The organism is Wolbachia endosymbiont (group A) of Melitta haemorrhoidalis (assembly GCF_964273365.1).
Classification (GTDB): Bacteria; Pseudomonadota; Alphaproteobacteria; order Rickettsiales; family Anaplasmataceae; genus Wolbachia; species Wolbachia pipientis.
Map to the genome: position 1 here is coordinate 348,501 of NZ_OZ187004.1, position 12,318 is coordinate 360,818.

Here is a 12,318-nt window from a genome sequence, read left to right on the forward strand (position 1 = left end):
GATCAATATGAGTACCTCTGATTAAGTTTGGATCGATATTGACCAGCCCATCTAATATTTTTGCTGCTTGGGAATTATTTTCAATCTTATCAACAGCTTTGTTTTTTAGTTGATCAAACTTTAAAAATGCTGGTCTGTATTTTCCTCATTACGTAACTCTTCAATAGTAATCTCTCCTTTATGATATTTTTGATACATTTCACCACGTTCTTTATTCAAATTATCAAATTCATCTACCTGATTCTTAATTTCTGTATCATATTTTGATAATATCCTTAAAGCCTGATTTTTATACTCTTGACTGTTTCGATATTCATTACCTTGTTGGTCAGAGTAAGTTAGTTTATCCTGTCCATCGGAAGTTTTTACTACCTTGAGGAAATGATATTCCTTTGATATATCAAGTGTATCATTTGTTGCCCTATTTATAGCACGAGCAACATCATAAAATGCAACGTGTTCTACAGGAGAAAAACTTCCAACGTTTTCTCCATCCATTTTTTCTATATTTGCTTTATAGTAGGATACGTTTTTAATTTCTCCACCCACTATTTCTTGACCAATTGCTATGAAATCTCCTTTTGTAACTTGCAAAGCGTTGAGATGTTCCATTGCAGTTTCTGTATCATTCTCAGCAAGCCAACTTTTGAAGTCAGTATCGTGTCCTTTTATGTCTTTCAAGAAACTTTTTGACTCATCTGAGTTACCTTGACGTAAAGCATCTAGGTAGTCTCTTAATAAACTAGGATCTTTTTCCTGTAAGTACATTATCAACGCATGACCTGTTTTATAAACCAAGCTATTTGCTTCGCTGTCCTTTGAGTATTCTAAACTTAAAATTTTATCTAAATCCAAATTTGCAGCTTCAGTTTTGTCGATACTTGATCCTTGAGAATTGAATTTATGATCTGAATGATGCTCAAAGTAGTCTGCAATTCCTTCCATTAATACTGTAGGTAAAGATTTGCCTCCTGTAGCCAAGTAAGTTAAACCATGTGCAAATTCATGCTGAAGGTTATGAATGCCACCTTGCTGGTAGACGTACATTTCAGCAAAAACGTCAGCTTTCCCTTTGTAGTAACATTTACCACCTTCGTCTCCAAGGTAAGAACCGAAACGCTCGCTTCCGCCAAGGTGAGTGTAATCATCCTTGTCATCAAACATGTAAATTTTAAATGTTTGTTCTGAACTGCCGCGTTCTAACTCGAATGCGTTTTTAAAATTAGTAGCTGTTTCTCTTATCTCACTTTCAATGTTAGCAACTTTACTTGCTCTTAAATTGTGAGAATAAACCTCTACTTTAATATTTAAATCTTCAACTTCTATAACATGTGGCGAATTAAACCCTTTGCCGTTATTGTTGAAATATTCTGCTTTAGTTATATTTTTATTTACTTGTTGACTAATTGTCATAATTTTAACCTCTAATTTGCTGATCTTTCAATATCAAGCATAAAGTAATTTCCCTAAAAAAAACGTAAATCCCTGTATTAATATAATTTATATCTTAATAAATAAAGTATAGATAGTTAACTTAATATGTAAAATTTAGAATATGGCTGAAATTCTATACAGCTATATTCCGGAATCACATTGGACAAGGACAAAAGCAAAGTGGTTTATTGACTTTCATTCCACCAAAGCACTATACTAAAACCACGATGGGTAATTAGCTCAGTTGGTAGAGCACTTGCTTGACGTGCAAGCGGTCGCTGGTTCGAACCCAGTGTTACCCACGTTTTTGTTTATGAAAAGATTTTATATGACAGCAGTGCATAACGGTAAACACTCAGCAGCGCAGTCCAAGCGCTTAATCTATTCCATAATAATAGTTGCGATAACAATGTTTATGGAAATAGTAGGTGGAATAATTTCACATTCGCTTGCTCTATTATCAGATGCAGGGCATATGCTCACTGACCTCTTTGCCTTGGTTTTAAGCTGGTTAGCACATAGGTTTTCAGCTAAGAAATCCGATTTGCAGAGATCATACGGATATCATCGGTTGCAGATAATTGCAGCATTTGTTAATGGTTTAACTCTATTCCTCATTGCAGTAATCATTATAATTGAGTCAATAAAGAGGTTTATTTTTCCAGTCAATGTTGAGTGGAAAGTAATGTTAATAATTGCTACACTCGGTCTTGTCTCTAACATAATAGTCTTTTTTATATTACATAGTAAATGCGAGAGCAATATAAACATAAAAAGTGCTGTACTACACGTTATAGGAGATATTTTAGGTTCTGTAGCTGCTATACTTGCATCTATAATTATCATGCTTACTGGATGGCAAATAGTAGATCCAATCTTATCAGTATTTGTTAGTGTGATAATTCTAAATAGCGGCTATAAAATTCTCAAAAATTCTTGCCATATACTCCTTGAAGGTACGCCTGAGGGTATATCTGCTGAAGAGATAAAAAGTAAGATCACATCAGAATTACCTGAAGTGATAGATGTGCACCACATACATACATGGTCGCTGTCTGATAATTATTTTATAATTACCATGCATGCTAAAATAAAGCAAAATGTGCAGCACACCAATGTTTTATATGAAATAAAAAAAATATTGCTAGATAAGTTCGAGATAGCACACTCTACAGTCGAGATCGAATACGATGAGTGTGCGGATAATAAGATACTTAAACATTGACGTTTTAAATTATTATGCTATTACTAGAGTGTAATGATGTTGAAGGTAAGCTATGATAGGTATTTCTCAAATACAATTTCCTTCAAAGGATTCTAGTAAGCTAAAATTTGTTAGCTACTTTGGAGCTTTTGTCTCGTTAAGCATTATCACTAATCCTGTTAATGTTCTTTTTTCTCTTGGTACTATGTTCTTCAGGTCTGAAATTAAAACTCTTTATATCTACAAAGAAATAAAAACGGCAAAACAGCAAAAAATGAGCAAAAGGGAATATTGGGAAATATTTTTTAAAAACAATACAATCAAGGTAGCAGCCTTCCTCTTGTTTTCTGCTTTCATAACATATCTAACTTTCACTACCACTTTCTTGCTTATTTCGTTACTGGGAACTATACCACTTACAATGCTATTAATTTTATTGCAGAGTGAACTAAGGCCAAAAGATTTTAACCCATTTACGCTGCTTAAAGCTTCTATAAATTTCTTTTTGGAAGGTATAAAAGAGAATTTACGTGGTATGGTTAATAGTTTTGATGTTAAGCTTGAACATTTACTGCCCCATCAATTAAATGATGATATCATTAAAAATATTGATAAATTAAAAGGTAAGTATAGTGAACAAGTACCTGAAGACGTAATCAAAAATGATGAATATATTCAATTCATTGGATATATAAACAATTCATATGAGTTTAGTGATGAGGATAAAGGAAGAGTAATTGCATTTTTAGATGACTTTTGCAAAGATGATCAAAAGCATAGCTCCGGCTTTACAGGTGGGCAGGTTCTGCTTTTAGTTTTAAGGGCTTGCAATGATGGAGACGGAGAAGCCGTTAAGAGTAAAAAGGATGCATTGATTTCTAATTTAATTGATAGCCAAACTTTCTCTAGAAAAGAGCGAATTCCTAACACTTGCTTCACCGGTATTATCTATAGAATGTTAAGCACGCTAGAGGGTATTCATCCTGATCCAGAAATTAGATTTACTCCCCCAAGGGAAATGTTGCTCTCAGAAGCACAAAATAAAGCACGTGAGTTTATGTTAGACAGGTTAAAAAACAAGAAAAACAATAAAGAAATTCTTAAGGCTTGGTATGACGTTCAAAATGGTTATGAAGACGATGAAAGTCAAAAAATAGTTGATGATTTTATTTCAGAAGTAAGTATTCCTTTAATGAGAAAATTATTGAGTATTACTTCTCAATATAGTGAACAAATTGTGCTGACGTTAATGAAAAATATTAGCTCTATAAAGTTAAATAAATTACAATGTTGTGAGCTGGTTCAGCACATGAGAAATAAACTGCAGGAGCATGATTTAGATGACCAAGAAAGTTTACTCGAAAACATCGGAAAAAAAGTATTCTTAGAGCTATTAAATCGAGATCTACTCGAGACAGATTTTTCTCTCAAGGATTCATCTTTGGATGGAGCTAAGAGAATAGCTAATAAGATAATAGAAGAAGAAGTAGCAGAATTTAAATTAAAGGCTGAGAAGACTATTGAAGGTCAGATAATTAGCATGTTAGATGGGTTAAGAATGCTCCCAAGAGAAAAAAGATGTTATAGGGTATATGTAGAACTCAGTAAAAATAACGAAAATGATAAGGAAAAAATAAAGAAAATTTTGCAAGAAAGGTTAAAAGTAACAAAAGCAGCAATGGATGAAATGTTAAAAAAAGGAGCTTCACATAAGCTAGAGTTAGAAATTGAAAGTGTATATGAAGGAAATAAAGATCACGTTACTCAACTTTATGAAAAAATAAGAGAAACAAAAAAGGAATTCATTGAAGATGGTCTTTTAACACCTCAAGAAGTAGAGAATATAACAAAAGCAAAAATCATAGACTTAAACAAAGAGGACAAAATCATACCGTCAAGCAATTTGTCTCGTAGTTTAAGTGTCAATAATTTGGCAGTACATTATCTATAAAATTTATACTCTTTACCTTGCAGAAGATTCACAATATTTCTGTGGTGTTTTAGGAAGACCAGTGCTCCTATAATTAGTAATGTTAAGAACAAATTCCTCTGAAAAAAAAAGGACCATGCTACAGCCGTTGAAGTAGCACTGAGTGAAGCAAGGGAAGAGTATCTAAAGGCAAGAAAGACTATTATCCAAATTATTACGAATACTAAAGTAATATCGATGTTAAATGCTATCAGTATCCCTAGAGTGGTTGCAACGCCCTTTCCTCCACTGAATTTTAGCCAAATAGGAAACATGTGTCCTAAAACTGCTAAAATTGCAGATACATATATATAAAAATCGTTATTATCACAAAATTGTTGTGCTATATAAACGGCAATAAATCCCTTAAAGGAATCCAGAAATAATGCCAAAGCAGCAAGAAATTTATTTCCCGTCCTTGCAACGTTTGTAGCACCAATGTTTCCTGAACCTACTTCTCTTAAGTTTATCCCTTTTATTCTTGTAATGATTAAGCTAAACGGTATTGAACCGAGTATGTAGGACAGTATAAGGACTACATACTTTTCCATTATACCAAGAACCTAATTAATTTTATTATTCCTCAGCCTTTTTAGGTAGCACTGAACTTCATCGTTAATCTGATTACTAAACAGTATAAGCGCTGTCATGTTGATGAGAGCTAAACAAGAGAATAAAGTTCCACCGATATTGGCAATAGCCATTATATCTTTAGAAAGACCAGAGAAAAACGCCACAATTATTACCGCTATGCGGTATATCACTATACTTTTTGCACCGAATAAATATAGCCACCCCATTTCACAACAATATACAAACGAAATTACTGAAGAAAATGCAAACAAAGGAGCAGCTACTGTTAGAAGGATAGGAAACCATGGAGAAACTGTCTCAAATGCTTTGTGAGTAATTAATATTCCCTCACCAACACCTGTTTGGTATGCACCTGTTATTACTATTGTTATTCCTGTTAAACAGCAAATTAACATTGTGTCAAAGCATGGTTCTATCATAGCGACTAGTCCAGTTCTTACTGGTTCTTCATCTTTAGTTGTTGCATGAGTAATTGAAGCAGAACCAACACCTGCTTCGCTGGCAAAGATTGCCCTTTGAATTCCAGCAACAAATGCTCCTACCATCCCTCCGCCAACAGCATTGAAATCTATCATAGTGGAAAATAATATTTTCAACGTATAACCAAGGTTATGAATATTAAATGCAATAATAATAATACAACTAAAGATATATATAAGTGACATAATAGGCACTAGTGCAGAAGATACTCTAGCTATCCTTTTAATTCCGCCAATAATCACTAGAGCAAGCAGCGCAGAAATTATGGAAGAAAGAAACCAAGAGTGACCATCTACCCAACTTGAATAGCCAGATAATATTGAAACCATTTGGTTGGTTTGAAACGCTACACTTCCACCAAGACCTGATAATACAAAGAATACTGCATACATGGCAGCCAGCACAATACCAAGTTTTTTAAATCCAAATTCCTCCAGACCATTCCTTATATACTGAAAGGGACCACTAAACAATTGGTCCTGATCTTCTGTTCTATGTCTAAACGCCAACGTTACCTCAGCAAATTTTGCTGACATACCAAAAAAACCTGTAATCATCATCCAAGGCACCGCTCCTGGTCCACCCATTGAAACTGCAATTGCGACTCCAGCAACAGTTCCAAGGCCTACTGTGCTTGAAAGTGCAGTCATAAATGCCTGAAAATGCGTAATATGACCATCATGGTGATTCGTGTCATATTTTCCACATAAAATAGCAAACGCATGCTTAAACATTCTTATGTTGAGAAATCCAAAACGTAATGTTAGAAACACATAACCAAAAACTAGTAGAAGGATTATAAATGGCACGTAAAGGATCTTGAAAAACAGTACTTCATTCATGAAGTTATTTATTCCATTCAACACAGCGTCATAACTTTCGTAAAAACCTGAAGCAGCGTACACATCATTAAACAATAGGCAAAATAACACCATACAAAGCAATCTATAAATCATGTTAATACCCTTTAGAATTGTAATAAGAATCTATTGTATTCAAAACTTCCCTTCTTAGTAGATATATTGCAACAGCATTTGGAATCATAAGGCACATAAACAAACTGTCACCTAGATAAGATATAAATTCTATATTCTTTGACATACAGCTGATATACACTGAAACCACTATAAGAATTTGGAACGGTATCAGTATTTTTTTACTACCAAATAAATACAGCAAAGCAACTTCACAGTAGTAACAATAAGCTATTATTGTGGAAAATGCAAAGGAAAACATCATTAGCGGAAAAACTAACTTGCTGAACAAGGGCAAAGCTGTTGAAAATATCGAACTAATTAGTGTAATATCACCCACGTTATCAGTGCTATGCATACCAGTGATAATTATCACAATACCAGTCAAAAATGAGATTAATATTGTGTCTATAAGTGGTGCAATCATTGCAACGCACCCAACTTTAATTGGATCTTCTTCTTTTACAGCTGAATGTGCTATAGCTGCTGTTCCGGTACCTGCTTCGTTAGCAAACACTGATCTTCTCACTCCGGCTATTAATCCGCTCAATACTCCGCTTCCTATAGCTGATTTATTGAAGATATCTTGGAATATTATGGATAGAGCATTCAGCAAATTACTTCCGTTTACATAAATTAAATATATACACATACCCACATATAGCACTATCATAATTGGTGCTAAGCTCGTTGAAACGAAAGCAATGCGCTTTATTCCTCCCAATATTACAATAAAGACAAGCAGGGATATAATAATGGATGCGTTGTATTCTAGGAGGTTATTTGATAGTGCTGCTATTTGATTTGCTTGAAATGGTATACCGCCCAAAATCATTGCAATAAGTAGCATAATCGCATAAGTGAAGGCAAGAAATCTACCAGTTTTTGCAAATCCAATTTTTGCAAGCCCGTACTTCATGTAATAAAAAGCCCCGCCAGTTGTATTTTCAGAGCGATAAGTAAATGCAAGCACCACCTCGGCAAACTTTATCGACATACCAAGTATTCCGGTAATTACCATCCAAAAAACTGCACTTGGGCCCCCTATTGTGATAGCTATTGCAACTCCTGATATTGTTCCAAGACCAACTGTTCCTGAAATTACTGTTGCAAACGCTTGAATATGAGTGATTATGCCATTGTTGCTGTTATTACACTTTAGATTGAATAGCGTCTGTATTCCATATTTAAGTAACCTAAAGTTAATGAATTTGAACTGGGCAGTACAAAAGATTCCAGTTGCAATTACCCAAATAATTATAAATGGAATGTTGAATATCTTTATATACAGAAATGAATTTAATAGTTCACTTATCTTCAAAATCATGCAGTTTTCTATTTTTTGTTAGCTAACGAGTTTTATATGTAAAATATATGTAAAACCCGATGCTTATTGGAATAGTAAGTGTATACACTATACCTAAAATTGGTAGAGTCATCCAGGGCTTACTGATGAAAAATACAATAAGTACTCCAAAAAATGACACAAATATATAGGATAGGCTTTTGGGAATATAAATATATTTTGCAGAGAAAGTTGGAATGTGACTTATCGAAAAAAATGAAATGGCCAGAAAGTAACAAGCTACGTTTCTTGTGTTAAAAAATCGCTCTATGAGAAGTAAGTATTCACTCTCATGAGATTGAAAGGTAATAATTATTGGTAACAAAGAAAGTAAAGCACACACTGGAGCTGGAACACCAGAAAAGAAAAATTTTTCCCAGTATGGTTGTTCTGAGTGTAGCGAAACATTAAATCTTGCAAGTCTTATTGATATGCAGATTACGTATATCATTACTAAAATCCAACCTATGACTTTGATTTCGTTTAGCTTCCAAAAATACAAAAGAAATGCAGGCGCTGCACCAAAATTTAGAAAATCTGCAAAAGAATCAAGCTGGGCTCCAAAATCGCTAGTTGATTTTAGAATTCTAGCTATTCTGCCATCCATTCCATCTATTATTGCTGCAATGATGATAAAAATTACTGAGAATTCCCATTGTTCATTAAATGTAAATTTAAGTGAAGTGAGACCAGAACATAAACCCAATAAAGTTATAAAGTTTGGGAATAATTTAGTAATAGGTAAGAATCTACTGTTACTTCCATCGTTATTCATATAACGTCAAAAGTAAGCTTCTCTTGAACGTTTTCCTTATTTAAGTTTGCTATAATTGTTTCACCACCAATAACAGTTTGCCCTTCTGAAACTCTGACTTCTGTATCAGCAGGAACATAGATATTCACTCTACTGCCAAACCTTATAATTCCAAACCTTTCACCTGCTTTTACGTTCTGGGATATTCCTAAATTACAAACGATACGACGTGCAATTAATCCAGCTATTTGCTCCACAATAATTTCTTTCCCCTTTTCGTATTCAATTACAATAACCTGCTTTTCATTTTCATTACTAGACCTATTGCTCATTGCGGATACAAACTTGCCTTTTTTATAACTCATTTCCTTTATCGTACCAGATATTGGTATACGGTTCACATGGACGTTCAAAACACTTAAAAATATGCTAACAAGCGTAAACTTCTTCTCCTCTCCGTTTTCTGCTGATAAAGGATAATTAACTTCTTCAATTTTTGAAATCACACCATCAGCAGGACTTAATATAAGATTCTTATTGTTTGGCACAGCTCTTGCTGGATCACGAAAGAAATAAGTACACAATAATGTCGGAAACAAGCACGTAACGCCAAACCCCCAAGATATAGAGAATGCTATACACGTTACTATAAAGGAAACTACTATAAATGAATAACCTTCCCTGTTTATATTAGGTAAACCAAAACACATAATCTTATTAACAATAACCTATTGTTAACAATTTATCATTTATAATTTCTCATGAAAAGCTTTTTTTAACTGCTTCAGCAAAGTCTTTTTGATACAAGGTAACATTACAGATTGTTATATTAGCACATAGAATTACCGTCATACTGTAACAACCCGTCCAACACAAAATCTAATGCCTAAGTTTAGATCAGAAAACTGATTCTTCTAAAAGTTGCTCACTATCCTCGTCTATTATGATAGAATTATCATGATTTCTGAGTAAATCTCTGATTTTCGTTTCTATTTCATTTGCGACTTCTTTGTTTGTTTTTAGGTAAGTTTTTACATTCTCTCTTCCTTGCCCAAGACGTGTGTTGTTATATGAATAGTAAGCGCCTGCTTTTTCAAGCACACCAAGCTTTGCTCCCATATCTATTATTTCTCCGAGTTTTGATATACCTTCATTGTACATTATATCAAATTTCGCTTCTCTAAATGGAGGAGCAACTTTATTTTTTACAACTTTAACTCTTGTTTCATTACCTGTAATATTTTCTTTGTCTTTTATTACACCAACTTTTCTTATATCAAGCCTTACAGAAGTATAGAATTTTAATGCATTTCCACCCGTGGTAGTTTCAGGATTTCCATACACTACTCCTATTTTCATACGAATTTGATTAATAAATATCAATATACAGTTCGCTTTTGAAACGGCAGAGGTTAGTTTCCGTAGCCCATGACTTAGAAGCCTTGCTTGCAGCCCCATATGTTGATCACCCATATCACCTTCAATTTCAGCTCTTGGAGTTAATGCTGCGACAGAGTCAATAACTATCACATCAACCGCACCAGAACACACTAAATACTCAACAATATGCAACGCCTGCTCTCCAGTGTCTGGTTGTGAAATCACTAAATCATCAGTGCTTACCCCAAGTTTACGAGCATATAAGACATCCAATGCATGTTCTGCATCGATAAATGCGCATGATCCTCCTTTTTTTTGTGCTTCAGCAATCACGTGCAAGGCAAGAGTGGTTTTACCAGAACTCTCGGGGCCAAATATTTCAATTATACGCCCTTTTGGCAGACCTCCAACACCTAGAGCCGAATCAAGCGCAATTGATCCTGTGGATATTGTGTCTATTTTTTCTACAGGGTTTTGCTTCAACTTCATTATTGCACCTTTACCGAATGCTTTTTCAATCTGGCTTATTGCGTTATCTAGCGCTTTTTGTTTATCACTATTTCTTTCTTCTGGGTTACTTGCCATAGATCATTTATTAATTTATATAATTCTCTATGATAATCAAACGCGAATAACCTGCCAAGGTTTTTCTAGTATTTATGTATTATTTCAATGAAAAATATTAACGTTTTCATAAAGCAGATATTTGTTTGCCTTCGTTAGTAACACACTATACTTTAGTGTACGAACGTTGCAATTTGCAGCATAGCAGGTGGTGTCATCCAAGTAGCCAACACTGAAATGACTAAATTCGAAATGGCTACATGAATTTATTGTAAATTACTACCGTATAAGGTGCGATGCAACAAAGCCATTCCAGTGTCAGCTACTTGAATGACACCTCTTAGATGGGTCAGCTACTCAGATCTGCCATGAAAACTGCAACCCTAAATGTTGGAGCACTGTCGTACACTAAGCGCTGTAATGACAATTTTAGTCGCTTCATACACTTATCATGCTAGTCATAACAGAAATAATTTTTACCAAAGATATTTATGAAATAATTGACATAGTTTGGAAATATGTATATTATAGAACATTAATAGTTAGTTAATTTGTAGGTGTAATGTGGCTAGAAATGTTTTGAATGAAAATGAGTACCACGCTTTAAAGCAGTTGTTTTTAACATTTAATATTCAAAAGGAGGATGTGGTAAATTCTGACATTAAGAATATTAAGAAAAAGCTTAGTCAACAATACCGTAAATTATCGTTAAAATATCACTCAGAGGTTGTCCGGAAACTAGTAAATTCAAGCATATTCCCTCTTTAACATAACCCTACTCATAGCTAGGTATATGAAATTCTCAGTGGATGTTGTGAGTAAATCATACTCCTTCGATAGCCTTCTATTCCTATTAACCCAAGCAAAAGTCCTTTCTACAACCCATCTTCTTGGCTGTACTTTAAACCCTTGTTCTCTTGTTGGTAGTAGCTCAGGTGGCGTATCTTTGTGCACCCAAAATCTACATGGAGGCCTTTTAACAATTTCAATATCTATGTCATATTCTTCCTTTATGTGATTCTTTAAATTTCTTCCTTGGTATCCCATGTCAGCCCACATTTTTTTAACTTTAGTATATTTTGTTCTCATATTGTTTAATGCTATTTTAATACCATCTCTATCATTTTCGTTAGCAGCGCCTACGTAACAACCTAGTATAAAACCCTGAGTGTCTGTAATTATATGCCTTTTTCTACCCTTTACTTTTTTACTTCCATCATAGCCTTTGATCCCCCCTTTTCTGTAGTCTTTACAGATTGACTATCTACTATACAGGCACTCGGCTGCTCATTCCTTCCTATTTTTCTTCTACTATATTTTGTAATTTCATAATTCATTTTCTCAAAAATTCCCTGCTTCTTCCATTGCCTGAACTGCTCATACACAGTCTTCCATAGCGGAAAATCATTTGGTAAATACCGCCATTGACACCCTGTACGCAATACATAGAAAATTGCTTCTAATATTTCTTTTTTGCTATACTTTGGCGGCCTTCCTCCTTTCTTGTATGATACTCTGAAGTGTTTTTCTATTCTTGCCCATTCCCTTTCGCTTAGATCTGTTGGATACTTTTTTCTCATCTTTACCCCGTACTAAAATTTCAGATATTATAGCCTTTTA

The 12,318-nt window shown here is 34.1% G+C and carries 10 protein-coding genes and 1 tRNA gene; 3 read left to right on the plus strand and 8 right to left on the minus strand.

Annotated features, from left to right (window positions below; translation table 11 throughout):
• Nucleotides 1–120 precede the first annotated feature (120 nt).
• Complete coding sequence (locus tag ACICPZ_RS01780; RefSeq protein WP_264374091.1) at nucleotides 121–1,413, minus strand: collagenase; 1,293 nt, start codon at nucleotides 1,411–1,413, stop codon at nucleotides 121–123.
• Between the two features lie 250 nt (nucleotides 1,414–1,663).
• On the opposite strand from ACICPZ_RS01780, the gene ACICPZ_RS01785 reads away from it, so the two are divergent.
• The 3 genes from ACICPZ_RS01785 (at nucleotide 1,664) to ACICPZ_RS01795 (ending at nucleotide 4,589) form a co-directional block, all read left to right on the plus strand.
• Nucleotides 1,664–1,736 (plus strand) — tRNA-Val (locus ACICPZ_RS01785).
• A gap of 11 nt (nucleotides 1,737–1,747) precedes the next feature.
• Nucleotides 1,748–2,659, plus strand: coding sequence for a cation diffusion facilitator family transporter (locus ACICPZ_RS01790; RefSeq protein ID WP_083250476.1), 912 nt, complete (start codon nucleotides 1,748–1,750; stop codon nucleotides 2,657–2,659).
• A gap of 52 nt (nucleotides 2,660–2,711) precedes the next feature.
• On the plus strand, nucleotides 2,712–4,589 hold the full coding sequence (locus ACICPZ_RS01795) for a hypothetical protein (RefSeq protein ID WP_138264899.1): 1,878 nt from the start codon (nucleotides 2,712–2,714) through the stop codon (nucleotides 4,587–4,589).
• Here the strand turns inward: ACICPZ_RS01795 and plsY are convergent.
• The 7 genes from plsY to ACICPZ_RS01830 all read right to left on the minus strand — a co-directional run bounded on the left by plsY (nucleotide 4,580) and on the right by ACICPZ_RS01830 (nucleotide 12,278).
• Nucleotides 4,580–5,158 carry a glycerol-3-phosphate 1-O-acyltransferase PlsY gene (gene plsY, locus ACICPZ_RS01800; protein ID WP_010963004.1) on the minus strand — a complete coding sequence of 193 codons (579 nt, stop codon included), beginning with the start codon at nucleotides 5,156–5,158 and terminating at the stop codon, nucleotides 4,580–4,582. The genes ACICPZ_RS01795 and plsY overlap by 10 nt on opposite strands.
• Before the next feature lie 12 nt (nucleotides 5,159–5,170).
• Nucleotides 5,171–6,637, minus strand: coding sequence for an alanine/glycine:cation symporter family protein (locus ACICPZ_RS01805; RefSeq protein ID WP_155969383.1), 1,467 nt, complete (start codon nucleotides 6,635–6,637; stop codon nucleotides 5,171–5,173).
• A 1-nt stretch (nucleotide 6,638) separates the two neighbouring features.
• Nucleotides 6,639–7,982, minus strand: coding sequence for an alanine/glycine:cation symporter family protein (locus tag ACICPZ_RS01810; protein ID WP_038199325.1), 1,344 nt, complete (start codon nucleotides 7,980–7,982; stop codon nucleotides 6,639–6,641).
• A gap of 22 nt (nucleotides 7,983–8,004) precedes the next feature.
• The gene (locus ACICPZ_RS01815) at nucleotides 8,005–8,775 is read right to left on the minus strand and encodes a CDP-alcohol phosphatidyltransferase family protein (protein WP_015589351.1); all 771 of its coding nucleotides are present in this window, start codon (nucleotides 8,773–8,775) and stop codon (nucleotides 8,005–8,007) included.
• On the minus strand, nucleotides 8,772–9,464 hold the full coding sequence (locus ACICPZ_RS01820; protein ID WP_007548750.1) for a phosphatidylserine decarboxylase: 693 nt from the start codon (nucleotides 9,462–9,464) through the stop codon (nucleotides 8,772–8,774). The genes ACICPZ_RS01815 and ACICPZ_RS01820 overlap by 4 nt, the downstream gene beginning before the upstream one ends.
• A gap of 187 nt (nucleotides 9,465–9,651) precedes the next feature.
• The gene (gene recA / locus ACICPZ_RS01825; protein ID WP_010963008.1) at nucleotides 9,652–10,719 is read right to left on the minus strand and encodes a recombinase RecA; all 1,068 of its coding nucleotides are present in this window, start codon (nucleotides 10,717–10,719) and stop codon (nucleotides 9,652–9,654) included.
• A 726-nt stretch (nucleotides 10,720–11,445) separates the two neighbouring features.
• A protein-coding gene (locus ACICPZ_RS01830; RefSeq protein WP_209472412.1) for an IS5-like element ISWpi1 family transposase occupies nucleotides 11,446–12,278 on the minus strand; the annotation gives its coding sequence in 2 pieces (ribosomal slippage) (nucleotides 11,446–11,909 and nucleotides 11,909–12,278; 834 coding nt in all).
• Between the last annotated feature and the right edge of the window lie 40 nt (nucleotides 12,279–12,318).